General features: G+C 62.2%; 18 protein-coding genes and 1 riboswitch. Of the genes, 12 read left to right on the forward strand and 6 right to left on the reverse strand.

Annotated features, from left to right (window positions below; all coding sequences use genetic code 11):
• Positions 1–69: 69 nt before the first annotated feature.
• Positions 70–885, forward strand: coding sequence for a M48 family metallopeptidase (locus tag NRG23_RS24815; RefSeq protein ID WP_009050763.1), 816 nt, complete (start codon positions 70–72; stop codon positions 883–885).
• A 125-nt stretch (positions 886–1,010) separates the two neighbouring features.
• Here NRG23_RS24815 and NRG23_RS24820 read toward each other — a convergent pair whose 3' ends face one another.
• The 3 genes from NRG23_RS24820 to NRG23_RS24830 all read right to left on the reverse strand — a co-directional run bounded on the left by NRG23_RS24820 (position 1,011) and on the right by NRG23_RS24830 (position 3,856).
• Positions 1,011–1,595 (reverse strand): TMEM165/GDT1 family protein, encoded by a 585-nt coding sequence (locus NRG23_RS24820; protein WP_009045541.1) that lies wholly within the window; start codon positions 1,593–1,595, stop codon positions 1,011–1,013.
• Positions 1,596–1,684: 89 nt separating this feature from the next.
• Positions 1,685–1,806, reverse strand: a riboswitch (yybP-ykoY riboswitch).
• 52 nt (positions 1,807–1,858) lie between these two features.
• A complete protein-coding gene (locus NRG23_RS24825) occupies positions 1,859–2,857 on the reverse strand; it encodes a class I SAM-dependent methyltransferase (RefSeq protein ID WP_103331094.1) in 999 nt (332 codons plus the stop codon).
• A 33-nt stretch (positions 2,858–2,890) separates the two neighbouring features.
• Positions 2,891–3,856, reverse strand: coding sequence for a 2-hydroxyacid dehydrogenase (locus tag NRG23_RS24830; RefSeq protein ID WP_257372618.1), 966 nt, complete (start codon positions 3,854–3,856; stop codon positions 2,891–2,893).
• A gap of 82 nt (positions 3,857–3,938) precedes the next feature.
• Here NRG23_RS24830 and NRG23_RS24835 point away from each other — a divergent pair, with 82 nt between their 5' ends.
• Both NRG23_RS24835 and NRG23_RS24840 read left to right on the forward strand, forming a co-directional pair.
• On the forward strand, positions 3,939–4,568 hold the full coding sequence (locus NRG23_RS24835) for a LysE family translocator (RefSeq protein WP_257372620.1): 630 nt from the start codon (positions 3,939–3,941) through the stop codon (positions 4,566–4,568).
• Positions 4,569–4,706: 138 nt separating this feature from the next.
• Positions 4,707–5,807 carry a hypothetical protein gene (locus tag NRG23_RS24840; protein WP_016703565.1) on the forward strand — a complete coding sequence of 367 codons (1,101 nt, stop codon included), beginning with the start codon at positions 4,707–4,709 and terminating at the stop codon, positions 5,805–5,807.
• Here NRG23_RS24840 and NRG23_RS24845 read toward each other — a convergent pair.
• Positions 5,800–6,573, reverse strand: a complete 774-nt coding sequence (locus NRG23_RS24845; RefSeq protein ID WP_009050758.1) for a helix-turn-helix domain-containing protein — start codon at positions 6,571–6,573, stop codon at positions 5,800–5,802. The genes NRG23_RS24840 and NRG23_RS24845 overlap by 8 nt on opposite strands.
• Positions 6,574–6,659: 86 nt before the next feature.
• On the opposite strand from NRG23_RS24845, the gene NRG23_RS24850 reads away from it, so the two are divergent.
• The 5 genes from NRG23_RS24850 (at position 6,660) to NRG23_RS24870 (ending at position 16,380) form a co-directional block, all read left to right on the forward strand.
• Complete coding sequence (locus tag NRG23_RS24850; protein ID WP_257372625.1) at positions 6,660–7,844, forward strand: MFS transporter; 1,185 nt, start codon at positions 6,660–6,662, stop codon at positions 7,842–7,844.
• A gap of 169 nt (positions 7,845–8,013) precedes the next feature.
• Positions 8,014–9,696: a fatty acid--CoA ligase gene (locus NRG23_RS24855; RefSeq protein ID WP_257372627.1), complete on the forward strand. Its 1,683-nt coding sequence runs from the start codon at positions 8,014–8,016 to the stop codon at positions 9,694–9,696.
• Positions 9,697–10,033: 337 nt separating this feature from the next.
• A complete protein-coding gene (locus NRG23_RS24860) occupies positions 10,034–11,923 on the forward strand; it encodes a DUF1302 domain-containing protein (protein WP_081359840.1) in 1,890 nt (629 codons plus the stop codon).
• A 28-nt stretch (positions 11,924–11,951) separates the two neighbouring features.
• Positions 11,952–13,316 (forward strand): DUF1329 domain-containing protein, encoded by a 1,365-nt coding sequence (locus NRG23_RS24865; protein WP_009050754.1) that lies wholly within the window; start codon positions 11,952–11,954, stop codon positions 13,314–13,316.
• 328 nt (positions 13,317–13,644) lie between these two features.
• Entirely contained in the window at positions 13,645–16,380 is a 2,736-nt protein-coding gene (locus tag NRG23_RS24870; protein ID WP_257372631.1) for a LuxR C-terminal-related transcriptional regulator, read from the forward strand.
• An 8-nt stretch (positions 16,381–16,388) separates the two neighbouring features.
• Here the strand turns inward: NRG23_RS24870 and NRG23_RS24875 are convergent, their stop codons facing one another.
• Together NRG23_RS24875 and NRG23_RS24880 are read right to left on the reverse strand one after the other, a co-directional pair.
• Positions 16,389–17,729, reverse strand: coding sequence for a HAMP domain-containing sensor histidine kinase (locus NRG23_RS24875; RefSeq protein WP_028683365.1), 1,341 nt, complete (start codon positions 17,727–17,729; stop codon positions 16,389–16,391).
• Positions 17,714–18,397, reverse strand: coding sequence for a response regulator transcription factor (locus NRG23_RS24880; RefSeq protein ID WP_009050751.1), 684 nt, complete (start codon positions 18,395–18,397; stop codon positions 17,714–17,716). Before NRG23_RS24880 ends, NRG23_RS24875 begins: the two co-directional genes overlap by 16 nt.
• A 134-nt stretch (positions 18,398–18,531) precedes the next feature.
• Here NRG23_RS24880 and NRG23_RS24885 point away from each other — a divergent pair, with 134 nt between their 5' ends.
• The 4 genes from NRG23_RS24885 (at position 18,532) to NRG23_RS24900 (ending at position 20,704) form a co-directional block, all read left to right on the forward strand.
• Positions 18,532–18,717 carry a hypothetical protein gene (locus tag NRG23_RS24885; protein ID WP_009050750.1) on the forward strand — a complete coding sequence of 62 codons (186 nt, stop codon included), beginning with the start codon at positions 18,532–18,534 and terminating at the stop codon, positions 18,715–18,717.
• A complete protein-coding gene (locus NRG23_RS24890; RefSeq protein ID WP_009050749.1) occupies positions 18,707–18,952 on the forward strand; it encodes a hypothetical protein in 246 nt (81 codons plus the stop codon). Before NRG23_RS24885 ends, NRG23_RS24890 begins: the two co-directional genes overlap by 11 nt.
• 149 nt (positions 18,953–19,101) lie before the next feature.
• Positions 19,102–19,602 (forward strand): methylated-DNA--[protein]-cysteine S-methyltransferase, encoded by a 501-nt coding sequence (locus NRG23_RS24895; RefSeq protein ID WP_028683364.1) that lies wholly within the window; start codon positions 19,102–19,104, stop codon positions 19,600–19,602.
• A 373-nt stretch (positions 19,603–19,975) separates the two neighbouring features.
• The gene (locus NRG23_RS24900) at positions 19,976–20,704 is read left to right on the forward strand and encodes a LuxR family transcriptional regulator (RefSeq protein WP_080684215.1); all 729 of its coding nucleotides are present in this window, start codon (positions 19,976–19,978) and stop codon (positions 20,702–20,704) included.
• Position 20,705 lies beyond the last annotated feature (1 nt).

Genomic DNA, 20,705 nt, shown 5'->3' on the forward strand with positions numbered 1-20,705 from the left:
GTCCGTTGTATCTGGCGTCGATACACAACTGCGCCTAGGATACGCGCCATGTTTTCAGGGAGCGTTTTCATGAGTAAGAAGCAGGTTTTGGGTGCACTCACCGCTGCGTTGCTGCTGTCGGGTTGCCAGTCGGTCAACACCACCAGCGGCGGCGCTGTCGGCGTCGATCGCAAGCAGTACATGTTCAGCATGCTGTCGAGCGATGAGGTCAACCAGTCCTACGCGCAGTCCTATCAGCAGAAGATCGGCGAAGCGAACAGCAAGAACGTGCTGGACAAGTCCAGCGCCAATGCCAAGCGCATCCAGGCGATCGCCAACCGGCTGATTGCCCAGGCCCCGGTTTTCCGTCCGGATTCCGCGCAGTGGAACTGGGAAGTCAACCTGATCAAGAGCGATGAACTCAACGCCAACTGCGGCCCTGGCGGCAAGATCATTTTCTACAGCGGCCTGATCGACAAGCTGCAACTGACCGACGATGAAATCGCCGCGGTCATGGGCCATGAAATCGCCCACGCCTTGCGCGAGCACGGTCGTGAAGCGATGTCCAAGGCCTACGGGGTCAGTGCGCTGAAGCAGATCGCCCTGATCGCCGGCGCGCCGCAGGAAGCGGTCGCCGTGGGCGACAACGGGGTCAACCTGTTGATGACCCTGCCCAACAGCCGCGGCAATGAAAACGAAGCCGACCTGATCGGCCTGGAACTGGCGGCCCGCGCCGGCTACAACCCGAACGCGGCCATCACCCTGTGGAACAAGATGAGCAAGGCCTCGGAAGGCGCGCCACCTGAATTCCTCAGTACTCACCCGGCGTCCGGCAGTCGTATTTCCTCGTTGGAAGCGGCGATTCCGAAGGTGATGCCGTTGTACCAGCAGGCCAAGAGGCCCTGATCATCAGGCGTCGTTGTTGACGACAGTGTCGTGAACAAGCCGGCCTCTGCAAAAAAAGCCCCGACTGGTTCGGGGCTTTTTTGTGCTCGCAGGTTTGCCTGGAGGCGTGCCTGCTGATGGGGCGCTTACAACCAGCCGCTGCTCTGCATGGCCTTGTACACCGCGACAATGGCCAGGATGAAGAACGCCGAGGCCGCGAGGCGACGGATCAGGGTCAGGGGCAGTTTCTCCGCCGCGAAATTGCCGGCCAGTACCACCGGGACGTTGGCGATCAGCATGCCGGCGGTGGTGCCGATGATCACCAGCCACAGTTCCGGGTATTGCGCCGCGAGCATGACGGTGGCGATCTGGGTCTTGTCGCCGATTTCAGCGAGGAAGAATGCGATCAGCGTGGTCAGGAAGGGGCCGAACTTGCGGGCGGTGCTGGCTTCGTCGTCGTCCATCTTGTCTGGCACCAGGGTCCAGAGCGCGGTCGCGGTAAAGCTCGCGGCGAGGATCCAGTGCAAGGTCGCATCCGAGAAGAAGCTGCCGAACCAGGCGCCTACCGCACCGGCTGCCGCATGGTTGGCCAGGGTCGCGGCGACGATGCCGGCAATGATCGGCCAGGGTTTGCGAAAGCGCGCGGCGAGAATGAGGGCAAGCAGTTGCGTCTTGTCGCCGATTTCGGCCAAGGCAACGATCGCTGTGGGAACCAGTAGAGAATCCAGCATCAGGGCATTCCTAAGGGGCGGGTCGACACGGCTATGACACGTACAGCCTTCCCGCCCCGGGTAAGGTGTGCGTGTCATAGGTCTTGTCAAACCCTGCGGTCCGTCTGTGCGGACTCTTGGGTCGCATGCGCCATGATCTGAGGATCAAGTATGTTGACGCATGCCGGGCGAGCGTGGCGCTCGCGGGAGACTACTCCCCTAGGACGGAGCGGATTCTGCCTAGGCAAAATCCATTCGGCAAGCGTTCTTTTGCAAAAAGGTTTTCAGCCGCGCTTGGCGCTGTAGATGCGAAAACCCTGGCCTTCGGCCTTGATCGAACAGGGGCCGAGATGCTCTTCGATCAGCGGTTGGTAACGCAGGAAACTGTTGGCTACCAGCCGGAGTTCGCCACCGGTTTTCAGATGTTTGGCTGCTTTTCGCAGCAGGTTCTCTGTGGCCTGGTAGTCCGTGTGGACCCCGACGTGGAACGGTGGATTGGTCAGGATGGTGTTCAAACCCATGGGCGCGGCATCGATACCGTCACCGGTCAGGACCTCGGCTTCCAGGCCATTGGCGGCCAGGGTCAGGCGACTGCTGGCAGCGGCGAAGGCGTCGACGTCGAGCAGGGTCACGCTGTTATGCGGGTAGCGCCGTTTGATCGCCGCGCCCAGGACCCCGGCGCCGCAACCGAAATCCAGCAGGTGGCCGCTGGGCAGTTTGTCCAGGTGTTCCAGCAACAGGGCGCTGCCGCGATCCAGGCGACCATGGCTGAACACCCCCGGCAGGCTGACCACTTTCAGCGGTCCTTCGACCAGCGGCAGTTCATATTCCTGGGCCAGGCTTTCCAGGCTGACGGCTTGCGGCGCGTTGTCGACCGTCACTTGCCACAGCTGGCAGTGCCGCGCGCTGTCGAGCTTGCGCGGTTTGCCGAAGGGGTTGAGCTGCTTGGCCGCGCGTTCGATGCCGCTGCGTTTTTCCCCGACCAGGTACAGCTCGCGCCCGGCCAGGCGCGAGGCGAGGGCGTTGAGCAGGTAGTCGGTCAGTTCCTTGGACTTGGGCAGGAACAGCACGGCGTTGGCAAAGGCTTGCTCGGGGGCGGTCACGCCGAAGTGGCTGCGTCCGCTGAAGCGCGCATCCAGCGCGGCCTGGTCGCCAGCATGCCAGCACCAGCCATGGGCGGCTGGCAGGCGGCCGAGCAGGTCATCGGCGGGCAGGCCGGCCAGCAGCAGCGAGCCTTGAAACAAGTCAGCCTGACGAAGCAGTACTTCACTGCGCGGATCCATAATCTGCTCCTGGGAAAAAAGTGGCGCAGTTTATCAACTGACGACCCGCAGCGCTGTACCGCTGAAAAACGCCTGGGCGTTTTCCGCCAGCTGGCCGACGATGCGCTGCCGGGCTTCACGGCTGCCCCAGGCGTTGTGTGGGGTCACGATCAACCGTGGGATGTCATGGGCCAGCAGCGGGTTGCCCGTGGTCGGCGGCTCGACGCTCAACACGTCGGTGGCCGCGCCACCCAGGTGACCGCTGCGCAGGGCGTCGGCCAGGGCCTGCTCGTCGATCAGGCCGCCACGGGCGGTGTTGACCACGAAGGCCTGGGGCTTGAGCAGGGCCAGCTCCCGGGCGCCGATAAAGTGCCGGGTGTGTTCGTTGAGCGGGCAGTGCAAGGTCAGCGCATCGACCTGCGGCAGCAGTTCATCCAGCGGCAGACGATCAGGACGGGCCGGACGACCGGGAATCTGCCCCAGCAACACGCGCATGCCGAAGGCTTCGGCCAGGCGAGCGACTGCGCCACCCAGCTCGCCATGGCCCAGCAGGCCCAGGGTCTTGCCTTGCAGCTCGACGATCGGGAAGTCCAGCAGGCAGAACTGCCGCGCCTGCTGCCAGCGGCCGTCACTGACCGCCTGGCGGTAATCGTCGAAGCGGGTGGCGAGGTTGAGCAGCAGCATGAGGGTGTGCTGGGCCACCGATGGCGTGCCGTAGCCCTGGCAGTTGGCGACTGTGATGCCTTGGGCGCGGGCGGCGGCCAGATCGACATTGTTGGTGCCGGTGGCGGCCACCAGGATCAGTTTCAGTTCGGGGCAGGCGGCCAGGATTTCGGCGTTGAGCAGTACTTTGTTGCTGATCGCCACCTGGGCTCCCCGCAGGCGCTCGACCACTTGTTCGGGGTTGGTCCGGTCATGCAATTGCAGTTCGCCGAAGCTGTGGCGCAGCGCGCCGAGGTCGAGGTCGCCGAGGTCCAGGGAGCTGTGGTCGAGGAAGACGGCGCGGCGATTGTTAGTCATCAACTGTACCTTTTGCACGAGGGTCTGAAGGCGTAATCTGCCGAGCCTAACAGATGAAATAATTAGATACACAGGAGTGTCCATGTACCTCGCCGAGTTCTTGACTGTCGCCCTTATTCACCTGCTTGCCGTGGCCAGCCCGGGCCCGGATTTCGCCGTCGTGGTGCGCGAAAGCGTGACCCACGGTCGCCGCGCCGGCACCTGGACGGCATTGGGCGTCGGCACCGCGATCTTCCTGCACGTGGGCTATTCGCTGCTGGGCATCGGCCTGATCGTGTCGCAATCGATCGTGCTGTTCAACGTGCTGAAATGGGCCGCCGCCGCTTACCTGCTGTACATCGGCTACAAGGCCCTGCGGGCGCAGCCGGCCAAGCCGGCTACCGAGAACCTGCACCTGGAAGCCGGCGAGCGCACCGCGCGCGGCGCCTTCACTTCCGGTTTCGTGACCAATGGCCTGAACCCGAAAGCGACGCTGTTTTTCCTCTCGCTGTTCACCGTGGTCATCAATCCGCACACGCCCCTGGCCATCCAGGCCGGTTACGGCGTGTACCTGGCGGCGGCGACGGCTACCTGGTTCTGCCTGGTGGCGCTGTTGTTCAGCCAGCAGAAAGTCCGTGCCGGTTTTGCCCGCATGGGCCACTGGTTCGACCGCACCATGGGCGCGGTGCTGATTGCCATCGGGGTGAAGCTGGCCTTTACCGAGATGCATTGAGTCGGTCTTTCCCGCTTAGGCTCTTATCGGATATTTCTGATCATTAATTGGGATTAATCGTACAATCGTCCGCTTTTATGCCACTCCGGCCGGTCGAGCCCCTTGACCGCCCGGAGGGCGCGCGAGACCGGACGCTTGATGACGATACAAAAAGTACCGCAGCAGTTGCTCTATCTGGTTTATGGCGGCAAAGAGGTTTATCGCCATGAAGCGAAATTCAGCATTCTGACGGCCCTCGACCAGAGCAAGAGTGCCGAGCCGCTGGTGATTCGGGTCATGACCGACCGTCCCGAGGATTTCCACGGCTGGCCGGTGCACGTAGTGCCGTTGAGTACGCAAACGCTGGTCGAGTGGCAGGGCGACCAGGGCTACTACCATCGGCGCAAGGCCTGTGCCTTTGCCGCGGGCCTCGAGCTGGCGGACAAGACCCTGTTTGTCGATACCGACACCTTGTTCGAGGCCGACCCGCAGCGGCTGTTCGATCGTATTGCGCCCGGCCAGTACCTGATCGATGAAGACGAGTTTCTCTGGTCCGAAGTCCGTGCCCGCCCCGAGTTCGTCAAGCTCGACCGCTACCTGCAGGCCAGCGGTCAGTCGGTGCCCGACGACCAGCGCCTGTTCAACAGCGGGGTCTGTGGCCTGACGGCTGGCGACGGTCCGTTGATGCAGGCCTCGATTGCCTTGATCGATGAGTGGAGCGCGCACATCAAGGACCTGCACACCCTGGAACAGATCGCCCTGTCATTTGCCTTGCGCGGTCAATCCGTGGGCGAGAGCAAGAGTTGCATCTATCACTACTTCTCCGACAAGGACTTCTTCCACGCCATGCAGGCGCTGTTCTTCCAGCGTCACGGCGAAGCTTTCCGGCCGGAATTGTTGCGCATGCAGCGCGAGGTGCCACGGCGCAAAACCTTGCCGTCGCTGTTTCAGCGCTCGCGGATCAAGTTCTACTTGAGGCGACAGAACAAGGACATGCAAAAGGTCGGGCGCGACCTGCTGTATGGCAGCTGCGGCCCGATCTCGCCTTATGTCGAGGCTTGCCGCCATGTCTGGTGGGATCAGGGGCTGCGCCAGATCCAGCGCCGCGGCATGAGCCAGCAGGCGCCGATTCGCGCGCTGGCGCGTGGCGAATGGCCGGCCGGGCTGCCCCGGCCGCAAAACCGTGACGTGGAAAAACGCCTGCGCCACTACCTGCAACAGCATTTGCAGCCGCACGGGCCTGCACACGGGGTTAAGTGATGGGGCCTAGCGCCTTGAACTGATTCAGGGCACCGAGGTATTCCCGCGGGTGGTGGCCGAGCAAGCGGCAGAACATCGCGCTGAAGGCCCGGGCGCTGCCATAACCCAAGGCCGTCGCCACTTGCTGCACGCTCTCGCCGGCGATCAAGCGTGGCAGGGCTTCCATCAGGCGCAGTTGCTGGCGCCAGGCATTGAAGCTCATTTGCAATTCCTGCTGAAACAGCCGCGCCAGGGTTCGTGAACTGGCGCCGACCTGCTGCGCCCAGTCTTCCAGGGTATTGGCATGATCCGGCGTCTGCAGCAGCGCCTGGCAAATGGCTTGCAGGCGCCGGTCGCGGGGCATGGGGATATGCAGTGGCAGGTTCTCCAGGCGGGCGACTTCTTCCAGCATCAGTTGCTGGATCAGTGGGTTTTCCGCGTGTTCGCGACCCTGCACGGCCCGCAGGATCAGCTCGCGCAGCAGCGGTGTGACCGCCAGCACGCAACATTGCTGCAGCGAAGGCGGCGACAGCTCGGGGGCGATGAACAGCGAACGCATGTGCACATCGCCGGCCATGAAGATTTCATGTTCCACCAGGGGCGGAATCCACACCGCGCGGGTCGGTGGCAGGACCCATGCGCCCTGGGCCGTTACCACGCGCATGGTCCCGCGCACCGCGTACAGCAGTTGTGCCTCGCGATGCCGGTGCAGCTCCTGGTGGGCACCGTCGAGATAATCGCGTGGGTAGGCGCTGACCGGGCCGTGCTGAAAGTGGCTGATTAACATGTCCGATCCAATGACTTTATTGTCAGGAGTGCGTTTTATAGCCAACCTAGCATAACGGCATACCTACAACGAAACAGCGTGCCGTCATGAATCAGTCTCGAAACGTAATCCGCTACATCAACGCCGCCCATGTGATCGATCACATGTTCATGCTGATCTTCCCCGCCGCCGTGCTCGGGATGACCAGGGCCTTCGACCTGGACTATGCCGCGCTGATCGGTCTTTCCCTGGGCGGCTTCATTGCCTTCGGCGCCTGTTCGCTACCGGCCGGCTGGCTGGGCGACCACTGGAGCCGGCGGCAGATGATGCTGCTGTTTTTCTTCGGTATCGGCGCCTCGGCGATTTTCACCGGCCTGAGCAGCAGCCCGACGATGCTGGTGGTCGGCCTGACGCTGATGGGGGTGTTTGCCGCGATCTACCATCCGGTGGGCACGGCGATGCTGGTGGCCTATGCGCAGAACCGCGGGCGGGAGATCGGCATCAATGGCATGTGGGGCAATCTCGGCGTGGCCTTTTCGGCATTGATCAGCGGGCTGCTGGTGGCGCATTTCGGCTGGCGTTCGGCGTTCATCCTGCCGGGCGTGGTGGCGATTGCCCTGGGCCTGGGGTTTGCCTGGCAGGTGCGTGAAGAACCCATCCCGGCACGGCCCCATGTGCGGCTCAAGGGCGCGGACGGCCAGCGCATTTCCATGGTCATGGTGTTTGGCGTCCTGGCCCTGGCAACCGCGACCGGTGGGGTGGTGTTCAACGCCACCACCATGACCTACCCGAAGCTGTTCCAGGAGCGCCTGCAGGACCTGTTCGCTTCGCCGCAGACCCTGGGCCTGGTGGTCAGCCTGGCGTATGCCTTTGGCGCCGTGGCGCAACTGAGCATTGGCCGGGTGCTGCATCGCTTCAGTCTGAAATGGCCCTTTATCTTCTTGACCCTGTGCCAGGCGCCGCTGCTGTTCGGCCTGGCCGAGGTCGAGGGCTGGGCGGTCATCGTCCTGGGAGCGGCCTTTATGTTCGTGGTGTTCGGGCAGGTCACGGTGAACGATGCGATGGTCGCCAACTTCGTTGCCCCGCAGTGGCAGTCCCGGGTGTTTGCCTTGCGCTACTGCCTGTCGTTCGGCGCCAGTGCCACGGCGATTCCGTTGATTGCCTTTGTCGAGCCGCGCCAGGGGCTGGCCGGGCTGTACCTGATCCTGAGTGGTTTCGCCGCGCTGACCTTCGCCGCCGCGTTGATCTTCCCGCGTACCCCGGCGGAGGCCGCGGCGGGGCAGGCCGCTTGAGGGGGCATAGGAGTGTCTTCGCGTGAATCCCCGGTCGCACGAATGCTGGCTTGGAGCTAGCATTCGTACGGCTCTGCAAATCATTCCTTTGGCTGATTTGGCAGAGCCAACGGCGCTCTAGAGTGAGCGTTCTCAAGCCACGACCGTGCAGTCACGAAAAGGGATGCTTATGTTGCAGACTCGCGTTATTCCGCCAGCCGAAGGCGCTTACCAATACCCGTTATTGATCAAGCGGCTGCTGATGTCCGGCACCCGTTACGAGAAGACCCGTGAAATCGTTTACCGGGACAAACTGCGTTACAGCTACCCAACCCTGATCGAGCGCGTGGCCAGGCTGGCGAACGTGTTGACGGCTGCCGGGGTCAAGGCCGGGGATACCGTGGCGGTGATGGACTGGGACAGCCATCGCTACCTGGAGTGCATGTTCGCCATCCCGATGATCGGTGCGGTGATCCACACCATCAACGTGCGCCTGTCGCCGGAACAGATCCTGTACACCATGAACCACGCCGAGGACCGCTTCGTGCTGGTCAACAGCGAGTTCGTCGGGCTCTACCAGGCGATCGCCGGGCAACTGACCACGGTGGAGAAAACCCTGCTGCTGACCGACGGCCCGGAAAAGAGCGCCGACCTGCCGAACCTGGTGGGCGAATACGAGCAGCTTCTGGCCGCGGCCAGCACCCAGTACGCCTTCGAGGATTTCGACGAAAACTCGGTGGCCACCACCTTCTACACCACCGGCACCACCGGCAACCCGAAGGGCGTGTACTTCACCCACCGCCAGCTGGTGCTGCACACCATGGGCGTGGCGGTGATCATGGGCAGCATCGACAGCGTGCGCCTGCTGGGCACCAGCGATGTGTACATGCCGATTACCCCGATGTTCCACGTGCATGCCTGGGGCCTGCCTTATGTGGCGACCATGCTCGGCCTCAAGCAGGTCTATCCCGGTCGTTACGACCCGGAGCTGCTGGTGGAGCTGTGGCGCAATGAAAAGGTCACCTTCTCCCACTGCGTGCCGACCATCCTGCAGATGCTGCTCAATGCCAAGGCGGCCCAGGGCACGGATTTCGGCGGCTGGAAAATCGTCATCGGCGGCAGCGCGCTCAACCGTGCGCTGTACGAGGCCTCCAAGGCCAAGGGCATTCAGCTGACGGCGGCCTACGGCATGTCGGAAACCGGGCCGCTGGTGTCCTGTGCCCACCTCAACGAAGAGCTGCTGGCGGGCACCGAGGATGAACGCACCTCCTACCGGATCAAGGCCGGCGTGCCCGGGCCTCTGGTGGAGGCGGCGATTGTCGATGGCGACGGCAACTTCCTGCCGGCCGATGGCGAGACCCAGGGTGAGCTGGTGCTGCGCGCACCCTGGCTGACCGAAGGCTATTTCAACGAACCGCAGAAGGGCGCGGAGCTGTGGGAAGGCGGCTGGCTGCACACCGGCGACGTGGCGACCCTCGACGGCATGGGTGTGATCGACATTCGCGACCGGATCAAGGATGTGATCAAGACCGGAGGCGAGTGGGTATCGTCCCTGGCCCTGGAAGACCTGATCAGCCGGCACCCGGCGGTACGCGAAGTAGCAGTGGTGGGTATTCCCGATCCGCAGTGGGGCGAGCGCCCGTTTGCCTTGCTGGTGGTCCGCGAAGGGCATGCAATCGAGGCCAAGGAGCTCAAGGAGCATCTCAAGCCGTTTGTCGAACAGGGGCACTTGAGCAAGTGGGCGATTCCCAGTCAGATCGCCCTTGTTACTGAAATTCCCAAGACCAGTGTCGGCAAGCTCGACAAGAAGCGCATCCGCCTCGACATCACCGAATGGCAGGCCAACAACAGCACCTTTCTTTCGACCCTGTAAGCACCTCCTACCGTGCCCGAAAGGGCACGGTAGAGCCCACCAAGCAAGCGCTTGCCTTGTCAAATCCGAATTTTCAGCCATCCTTGCCGTGCCGGCATTTGCCGGACTGGCGAAAGGACTGTTCCAGAGTGGTTGGAGGCTGCAAATCACACTTTAGAGGGATCAAGCCGTACCACCTGCTGGCTATAGTCCGCCCAAGGATTTTTAAGAACGGGGCAACCGCACAACACGGGGCGATGCAACTTTGAACGACTTCGGGGCTGACTGGGTTCCGCCCGTTCAGAGCGTTTTTAAAAGTGCTCACTGCCATAACAATAAAGCACATGGAGTAGCGTCGATGACATCAGTAAACCAGCTCTGGCGCCGGGCGAAACTGCCTCTGGCCGTCAGTCTCGCCTCTACGCTCGCCGGACCTGCCTTCGGCGTCAGTTTCAACATCGGTGAAATCGAAGGTCAGTTCGACTCCTCTCTATCGCTGGGGGCGAGCTGGTCTACCCAGAGCCCCAACAAGAACCTGATTGGTGTCAACAACGGCGGTCATGGCCTGTCCCAGACCTCCGACGATGGCCACGCTAACTTCAAAAGTGGCGAAACCTTTTCCAAGATCTTCAAGGGCATCCATGACCTTGAATTGAAATACGGCGACACCGGCGTCTTCGTCCGTGGCAAATACTGGTATGACTTCGAACTCAAGGACGAAAGCCGTGAGTTCAAGGACATCAGCGACAGCAACCGCAAGGAAGGCGCCAAGTCTTCCGGCGGGCAGATCCTCGACGCCTTTGTCTACCACAACTACTCGATCGCCGAGCAGCCGGGTTCCGTGCGTCTGGGCAAGCAAGTGGTGAGCTGGGGTGAAAGTACCTTCATCGGCGGCGGCATCAACTCGATCAACCCGATCGACGTATCGGCTTTCCGCCGTCCTGGCGCGGAGATCAAGGAAGGCCTGATCCCGGTCAACATGTTCTACGTCTCCCAGAGCCTGACCGACAACCTCTCGGCCGAAGCCTTCTATCAGCTGGAATGGGACCAGACCGTCGTCGACAACTGCGGCACCTTCTTCTCCCAGCCGGACATCATCGCCGACGGTTGCAGCGACAACCTGCGCGTGCTGAACAAACGCTCGACCATTCCATCGATTGCCCTGGGGCCATTGGCCGCCGCGGGCGTCGACGTCAACCAGGAAGGCGTGCTGGTACGTCGTGGCCCGGACCGCGATGCACGGGACAGCGGGCAGTGGGGCGTGTCCTTCAAGTACATGTACGAACCGCTCGACACCGAGTTCGGCGCGTACTTCATGAACTACCACAGCCGTGCGCCGATCTTCAGCGCCACCGGTGCCCCGCAGTCGGTCTTCAATCGCGTGGCGGCCTTGCCTCCAGCGTTCCGCGCCTTGGGCCCACTGGTGGTTGCCGGTAGCTCCGAGTACTTCGTCGAGTACCCTGAGGACATCCGCCTCTACGGCCTGAGCTTCTCCACCACCTTGCCTACCGGTACCGCGTGGAGCGGTGAGATCAGCTATCGTCCGAACGCTCCGGTGCAGCTGAACTCCACCGATATCCTGTTCGCCGGTGTTCGCCCACTGGGCGGCACCCTGGCCAATGCCTCGCTGCTCGACGGCTCGCCGGGCCAGGACCTGCACGGCTATCGCCGTAAAGAGATCACCCAACTGCAGACCACCTTCACCCACTTCTTCGATCAGGTCATGGGCGCCAGCCGCCTGACCCTGGTCGGTGAAGTCGGCCTGACTTATGTCGGTGGCCTGGAAAGCACTTCCAAGGTTCGTTACGGTCGCGATCCGGTTTACGGCCCGGGCGAGCTGCCTGCCACCGGTAACCTGGACACCTGCTCGCAGATCCTCAACACCAGCACCATCAACGGTGCGGGTCCAGGCGCGGCGACCAACAATCGCAGCCGCAACTGTAACGACGACGGCTTCACCACCTCGACTTCCTGGGGTTATCGCGGTCGTGCCATCTGGGAATACAACGACGTGTTCGCCGGTGTGAACCTCAAGCCGAACGTGGCCTGGTCCCATGACGTCAGTGGTTACTCGCCTGGCCCTGGCGGCAACTTCGAGGAAGGTCGCAAGGCCATCAGCCTCGGCGTGGATGCCGAGTACCAGAACACCTACACCGCGAGCCTGGCGTACACCAACTTCTTCGACGGCAAGTACACCACCGTGGATGACCGTGACTTCGTGGCCCTCAGTTTCGGCGTGAACTTCTAAGCACTGCATTTTCAGGAAGAACAAGAATATGAAAGTAACCAAGAGTCTGTTGCAGGTCGGTGTCCTCGGGCTGTCGCTGCTGGCGACCGGGGTCATGGCCGCGGTCTCGGCCGATGAAGCGGCCAAGCTGGGTACCTCCCTGACGCCGATGGGCGCGGAAATGGCCGGTAACTCCGCCGGTACCATTCCCGCCTGGAAAGCCTTGCCGACCAACGCCGGCAATGTGGACGGCAAGGGCTTCCTGTCCAACCCGTACGCCAGCGAGCAGCCGCAGTTCACCATCACCGCGCAGAACGTCGAGCAGTACAAGGACAAGCTGGCGCCGGGGCAGTACGCGATGTTCAAGCGCTATCCTGAAACCTACAAGATGCCGGTCTATCCTTCCCACCGCGGTGCCACGGTGCCCGCCGACGTGTTCGCCGCGATCAAGGAAAACGCCACCAAGACCAACCTGGTCAGCGGCGGCAACGGCCTGGAAAACTTCAAGACCGCCATTCCTTTCCCGATTCCGAAAAGCGGCGTGGAAGTCATCTGGAACCACATCACCCGCTATCGCGGCGGCAGCGTGACCCGTCTGGTGACCCAGGCGACGCCACAGGCCAACGGCTCGTTCAGCCTGGTGTACTTCCAGGACCAGTTCGTGTTCCGCGACAAAATGAAGGACTACGATCCGGCGAACCCGGGCAACATCCTGTTCTACTTCAAACAGAAAGTGACCGCGCCGGCGCGCCTGGCCGGTGGTGTGCTGCTGGTGCACGAAACCCTCGACCAGGTGAAGGAACCGCGCTCGGCCTGGGTCTACAACGCTGGCCAGCGTCGTGTGCGTCGCGCCCCGCAAGTGTCGTATGACGGTCCGGGTACCGCGGCCGACGGCCTGCGTACTTCCGACAACCTCGACATGTACAACGGCGCGCCGGACCGCTACGACTGGAAGCTGGAAGGCAAGAAGGAGATGTACATCGCCTCCAACAGCTACAAGCTCGACTCGCCGCAACTGAAGTACGCCGAGATCATCAAGGCCGGCCACATCAACCAGGACCTGGCACGCTACGAGCTGCGCCGTGTCTGGCACGTGGTCGCGACCCTGAAGGAAGGTCAGCGTCATATCTACGCCAAGCGTGACTTCTACATCGATGAAGACACCTGGCAGGCCGCGGTGATCGACCACTACGACGGTCGTGGCCAGCTGTGGCGCGTGGCCGAGGCGCATGCCGAGAACTACTACGACAAGCAAGTGCCGTGGTACGCCCTGGAAACCCTCTACGACCTGCAGTCCGGCCGTTACCTGGCTCTGGGCATGAAGAACGAAGAGAAATCGGCCTATGACTTCGGCTTCACTGCCACCACCAGCGACTTCACCCCGGCGGCCCTGCGCCAGGATGGCGTTCGTTAACCCGCGGTAAATCGAGGCGCATCCTCGATCGACGCCCCGACTGGTTCGGGGCGTTTTTTATTGTCTGGGTTTTTCTACAAAACACGGGGTGGCCCCTGTAGGAGCGAGCTTGCTCGCGAAAAATACTCCAGACAATGCCACCTCCCGGTAAAACCGCGCTGAGCTGATCGCGAGCAAGCTCACTCCTACAAGTACGCGGGGAGCGCTGACAAACCCGGTTGTATTCTTTTTCTATCCATCTGTAGCAAAAATCTTCAACAGGGGGCTTTTTACCGCTAGTCTGCCGACATCTGTATTGCCGACAACAGCACTTCAATAAGAGTTGGCCATGACTGATCTGTCCCGTATCCAGGGGCCTGCCGGTGCGGCCATCCCCGCGCCGGAAGGGCGCTTCTACCGACCTCCCTTGCCCGACGGCTACGTTCTGCGGCCGCGTCTGTGCGAGCGCTTGAGCGCGGGCCTCAATGGCCGGTTGCTGTTGGTCAGTGCGCCGGCCGGTTTTGGCAAGAGTTCGCTGGCGGTGGAGTTCTGCCAAAGCCTGCCGCCGCACTGGCGCAGCCTGTGGCTGGGGCTCAGTCGCCGGGACAACGATCCGGGACGTTTTCTCGAACGCCTGCTCGAGGGGCTGCAACAGTATTTCGCCCAACTGGGCAGCCAATCCCTCGGGCTGCTGAAGATGCGCCAGCGCCACCAGCCCTTCGCCTTCGAAGAATGGCTGGACGGCCTGCTCGACGAGTTGGCGGCCCATCTTTCCAGTGCGTCTCCCTTGTTGCTGGTGCTGGACGATTACCACCTGGCCCAGGGGCCGGTGCTCGATCGTTGCCTGCAGTTCTTCCTTAATCATCTACCCGACGGCCTGTTGGTGCTGGTGACCAGCCGCCAGCGCCCGGACTGGCACCTGGCGCGTTTGCGCCTGTCGCGGCAGTTGCTGGAACTGCACGAGCAGGACCTGCGCCTGACCTACGACGAATCCCTGACCCTGCTCGACCGGCACAGCAGTTCGTTGCGCGGCGAGGCGCTGGAAAGCCTGATCCTGCGCAGCGAAGGCTGGGTAGCGGGGCTGCGTTTCTGGTTGCTGGCGGCCTCGGAGGCGGGCAGCGGTGGAGCCTTGCCGCAGTCACTGAATGGCGGCGAAGGCCTGATTCGCGATTATCTGCTGGAAGAAGTCATCGATTGCCTGCCTGCCGAAGTGCAGTCGTTCCTCTACGACACGGCGCCCCAGGAGCGCTTCTGCAGCGAACTGTGCGATGCGCTGCGCGAGTCCCACGACAGTGCCGAGATCCTGCGTTACCTGCTGGCCCACCAGGTATTCCTGGTGCCGCTGGACGAGCAGGGGCATTGGTACCGTTATCACCACCTGTTCTCCGACCTGCTGCGCACCCGGCCCACCGCCAATGCGGTATTGCCGCCGGCCAGCCTGCACCTGCGGGCCTGTCGCTGGTTCAACGCCCAGGGGCTGCTGGACGAAGCGGTGGAGCAGGCGTTGCGCGCCGGGCACCTGGATGTGGCGGCGAACCTGGTACAGAACTTGTCCGAGGAACAACTGCTGGCCGAGCAGAACGTCGGCATGTTGCTGCGCTGGAAAATGGACTTGCCCGACAGCCTGCTGATCAGCACCCCGCGGCTGATCGTGCTGTACAGCTGGGCGCTGGGGCTGGCGTGCCAGCTGGATGCCGCCGAGGAGCTGGCCAGCCATTTGAGTCGCTTCCTGCCGGCCCCTTCGGCCACTGCGCAGAAATCCATGCTGGCGCAATGGCTGGCCTTGAGCGGGATCGTCGCCCGCGGGCGGGGGAATCGCGAGCTGACCCTGCTGTATTGCACCGAAGCCCTGGAAACCTTGCCGCAGAAACGTTACGGGCAGCGGCTGGTATGCCTGTCGACCCTGTCCAACCTGGCGATCGCCGATGGCGACCTGTGGCGTGCCCGGGGGCTCAACCGCGAATCCCTGGAGCTGGCGCAGCGGGTCGGCAACCCCTTGTTCGAGGCCCTGGCCCATTACGACCGGGCCCGGGTGCTGCAAGCCCGCGGCGAGATCCTGCGGGCGCTGGATGAAGTGCGCCAGGGCTTGCAGCGCTTGTATGGCCTGTCCGCGCAACGCCTGTACGCGGTACGTGCGCGGCTGACGCTGTATGAGGGGTATCTGCTGACGTTGCGCTGCCAGCCCGAGACCGGGCTGGCGCGCTTGCGGGCGGGCCTGGTCGAGGCCCGGGCCTGTCGCGATATCAGCGTGCTGATCGGCCATTGCGTGATCGCCAACCTGGAAGGCCACAACGGTGAATTTGCCAAGGCCTTTGCCGAGCTGGCCGAGGCCGAACGCCTGATGCACATCTGGGACGTCCCGCCGATCTACTACCTGGCGATGATTACCCTGGTCAAGTGCGAACTCTGGCTGGCCCAGGGCCGCACCGACCTGGCGCAGGCCTGGCTGGCTCGCCTGGGGCAGACCTACACCGGCGACCAGGCCGCCGCGGCGCCGGAATTTCATCCACAGCTGCCGCTGCATATCGAGTTGCAGCAAGCCTTGCTCGACAGCATCCAGGGCGAGCTGGCCCTGGCCGAACAGCGCCTGGACAAACTGGTGGAGCATGGCCGCGAGACCGGGCGGCAGATGCTCAATGTGATGGCCTTGAATCAGAAGGTCGCGCTGTTGCTGGCCCAGGGGCGCGACCCCGAGGCCCGGCAGGCCTTTGCCCTGGCGCTGGAGGCGGCCGTGGGCGGGGCATTGCAACCGTTCGAATGGGCGGTGCGGGCGCATCCGGCCTGGGTCCGCGAGCAGCTGCAGCAGGGGCCGGCGACGCCATTGCGCCAGACCTTGCTCGAACGCCTACCGGCCGCCGTGGCGCGCGAACCTGTGGAGCAGCATCACGGCGAAGCCCTCAGCTCCCGCGAACTGGCGGTGCTGCAACTGATCGCCCAGGGCTGTTCCAACCAGGAAATCAGCGATCAGTTGTTTATCTCGCTGCACACCGTGAAGACCCACGCCAGCCATATCAACAGCAAGCTGGGGGTGGAGCGTCGCACCCAGGCCGTGGCCCGGGCCCAGGAGCTGGGCTTGCTGGGTTGATCGGGCTGTCAGTCGATCTCGCGGGCATTGCCTTCGGCGCGCTCTTGGGGCGCAGCTGGAGGCTCGGTGGGGGTGAAGTCCAGGGTCACCGTGAAGCGCTGTTGTTCGGTCACGACCTGGATTGTCCAGCCCAGCCTGGCGCACAGCTGGCGCATCAGCTCCAGGCCCAGGCCATAGCCGAAATCGCTGGATTCTTCCGGCTCGCGGGTGTCACGGACGCGGTTGACGATGCGCAGTCGCAGCTGCTCGAAGGTGATTTCGATGCTGCCTTCGTCGGCATATTGCAGGGCATTGCGTAGAAAGTTACCGACCACGATCCGGCAGGCAGTCGGGGGCAGGCGACAGGGTTCGTTGCTGATGTCGAGGATCAGTTCGATATCCCGCTTGCCGATCAGGTAGCGATGCTCCTGGATCAGTTCGTTGAACAGCTCGGCCATGTCGATGGCTTCTTCCTGCAAGGGTTCAAGGCGCTCGCGGCTCATCCACAGCAGCGTCTCGGCAATGCGCTGCATGTTCAGCACCGAGCGTTCGATACGTTGCAGAGGTGGGGGCAGGGTGCCGCCGGACTGCAGGGTCAGCAGTTCCAGGTTGGCCTTGAGCACCGCCAGCGGCGTGCGCAACTCATGGCTGGTATAACGCAGCAGGCGTCCCTCGCGCAGGCTGGCGGCCTGCACCTGCTGCACGCTCTGGGCCAGGGAGTCGGCCAGTACATTGAATTCCTTGAAGCGGAAATTCGGCCGTTGGCTGGACACCGCGTTCGGATCCTTCAGGGTGGTGGACCACTGGGCCAACCGGCCGAGAGGACGTACCAGCCACCAGACCAGCAGGACGATGATGATCAGTGCCGGGATGAATACACCCAGGCTGATGAAGTTGACGCTGTTCAGTTCGTGATCGAGATAGGCATCGGACAACGGAGTCTCGACCTCGCCACCTTCTTCATGGTCGTGGTCGACATCGAACATGTACAGGGTTTTGCCGTCACCCAGGGGCTGGGCCAGGATCGCTTTGACTTCATCCTGTCCATCGGCGTCCAGTTCGCCGAACACCTGTACGGCGCCGAAGGACAGGGTTGGCGGCGTATCCAGCAACTGGCGAATTTTCGGCGGCAACGCCTCCTTGCCGATAACGCTGCTGAAGAAATAGTTCTGTGGCGGGGGCAGGCTTGGGTCTTTCTTGTAATGCCTGACGAAGTACAGGGCTTGCTCTTCCATCATGGCGCTGGCGGTATAGAGCAGGCCACGGACGCTGTAGCTCGAGAGCAGTTGGCTGTAGATCAGCAGCACCACGGCGATCAACAGCAGGAAACTGCCGCTGATCACCCATTTCAGACTCAGCCCCTTGCGCATGGAGCCCTCAGCTGTACGCCAATGCCGGAAAGAGTGTGGATCAGCGGTTGGCTGAAATCCTTGTCCACGGTCTTGCGCAAGCGGTGCATATGCACCTTGAGGGTATTGCTGTCCGGTGGCTCGTCGCCCCAGACCGTGGCCTCGAGACGTTCGCGACCCACCGGCTCGGGACTGGCACGCATCAGGCACTCCAGCAAGGTCCAGCAGATGGGCGACAGGTGCAGTTCCTGTCCGGCGCGGCTGACCTTGCGGGTGGACAGATCCATGGTCAGGTCGGCCACCTGCAGGCGGCTGGCCTGGCCGCTGCGCCGCAGGCTCAGGGCGCGGATCCTGGCCACCAGTTCGGCCAGCTCGAAGGGCTTGACCAGATAATCGTCGGCGCCCATGGCAAAGCTGGCGAGCTTGTCCGGCAGGGCATCCAGCGAGGTGAGCATCAGGATCGGTGTCTGTTTGCCCTGTTCGCGCAGCTGTTTGCACAGCTGTTGGCCATCCAGGCGCGGCAGCATGATGTCCAGCAGGATCACATCATAGTGCTGGTCCAGCGCCAGGCTCAGGCCGGTCCGGCCATTGCTGGCGTGATCGCAGACGATCCCGTTGATCTCCAGGTATTCGATGACGGTGTTGGCCAGGTCGAGGTTGTCCTCGACCAGCAGCAGGTGGATATGCACGGGAACGTCCCCTTGGACCCTTGTCGCTCAGTGGCCCAGAGGATAACGGAGTCGGGCGTTTTTTTAGCGATGTTTACCTGGCGTTAACCTGTCGGACTCTAGGGTGGCGGCTTTTACACCAAGAGGGCGCCACCATGAACCTGTCTCCTTTGATCAAAGACATTCTGCTGGTCTTGATTGTCATCGGCCTGCTGGCCTATGGCTCGCTGTCCAGAACGCCCGCAGTGCGCCTGGGCGAGGGTGGGCCGCGAGGAGGATTCTTGATCGGGCATGGCAGGGAACTGACAGCAGGATCGGACGCCGTTGCCTATGCATCCTGAAAAGGCCGGTGCGGGCTACACCGATCAGTTGGTGTTTTGCTTGTTGCTGATTCTTTGCGTGTCGCTTGCGCTGGGCATCTATATCGTCCGGCTCAATGCGCGCATCGATCAGCAGCGTGAACTGTCGCCGGTGCATCTGCTCGAGTGCGGCAATGGGCGCGGCGCCTTTATCGTCTATCCCCATGGGCGGCGCAGCAGCAGTGACAATTGTTATCTGATCGAAGAGGATGAGTAGCCAGCGTAGCGCCATCCAGGAAGATCCGGCCCTGAATTCAAGCACAAGAAACGTAGTTCTTGCGCTTGAATGTCGATCTACAGTGCAGGCGTACCGGGATGAAGGCCGGGTTCGGGCCTGATCTCCCTGGAAGATAAAGGAGGCTTAGCATGTCCTGCGTATTCAAATTGATGAACTCGCCCGTCGGTCAACTGACCCTGGTTGCCAGAGGCACGAAGCTTGCTGCGATTCTCTGGGAGAGCGAGCGCGAAAACCGCGTGCGTCTCGGCCCGTTGCAGCCAGCCGACGATCATCCGGTCCTGCTGGAAACCGAACGCCAGCTCAACGAGTACTTTGCCGGCAGCCGCGATTGCTTCGAGCTGGAGCTGGACTTTGTCGGCACCGAGTTCCAGCGCAAGGTCTGGCAGGCGCTGCTGACCATTCCCTTCGGTGAAACCCGCAGCTACAGCCAGATTGCCGCCCAGGTCGGCAGCCCCAAGGCCGTGCGCGCAGTCGGCGCGGCGAATGGCCGGAACCCGATCTCGATCATCGCCCCCTGCCACCGGGTGATCGGCGCCTCGGGCAGCCTCACCGGTTTTGCCGGCGGCCTGCAGGCCAAGCAGTTCCTGCTGGCGCTGGAGGGCGAGCAGACCTTGCCGCTGGACTTCTAGCCCTGCCGCCCAGGGCTTTGTCGGGCTGCTGGCGACAAGAACTTCCTGTCTCCAGCAGCGGTTGTAGAGCGGTTGCCGCGATATCGTTCGGTATTAACCGAACGGGTAATAAGAGTTTTGTATTCTGTCGTCAAAAAAACATCACAAACCGCTCGCTATAATTTCCTCGAAATACAACTAAAGCCGTATAGCTCGCCTGCTTGATTTCTATCAAGGCATAACTGAATATAGCCCGCCAGCGTATCGGGATTTACCAACTTGGTAGGTCAGCAGCTATGCATTCACGTGCTTAGGCATAATAAGAAAAATCTTGCACCGTCTTCACCCTCTCCCGAGAGACTGAAGTAATCCTGAAATATGACGAGCTCATGACATGGATAGTCGACTCAAATACTCTGGCTTTATTCCGGCCGACGAAAGTAATTCAAATGTCTGTTTAAATTTAGAGCTTGAAAAGCTGTTGGGCGATCTGCAAGGGGCAAGTTATGCCTACTTTGCCGCCCCTCGAAATCGCGAAGTAGCCCCTCTTATTATTTCGAACTACCCATCGCGCTGGCTGAAAGCCTATAAGAATGCCAACTATCATTTGATCGACCCGATCATTCATCACGGTCTTAAAAGTTGCGCGCCGTTTTCCTGGAGCGACGCTCTCCAGGCCGCCTCCTGTGACAAGAGTCGGGAGTTGTTTCGACGTTCCAGCCAATACCGCATCTGCTCCGGCGCGACGTTTACCCTGCATGACGCCTGCGGCATGTTCAGTTCGCTGAGCCTTTGCAATAGCGGGTCGCAAGCCGAATTTGAGCGGCGCATGGCCGACCAGCAGGGGCAGCTGCAGATGGCGCTGATCCGCTTTCATAGCCGGCTGCTGAGCCTGCGGGCGATGGACGAGCTGTTCCCCGAGCCTCAGACCGGGCCGCTTTCGGCCAGGGAGCTGGGGGTGCTCAAGTGGGTGATGATGGGCAAGGCCTACCGGGAAATCGCGCTGATCTGCGCGATTTCCGAGCGGACGGTCAAATTTCACATGTCGAACATTTCCGGAAAGCTGCAGGTCTGCAACGCCAAGCAGGCGGTCTACGAGGCTCAGCGCCAGGGCATCCTCTGAT

This window comes from Pseudomonas sp. T8 (genome assembly GCF_024610635.1).
GTDB lineage: Bacteria > Pseudomonadota > Gammaproteobacteria > Pseudomonadales > Pseudomonadaceae > Aquipseudomonas > Aquipseudomonas chlororaphis_I.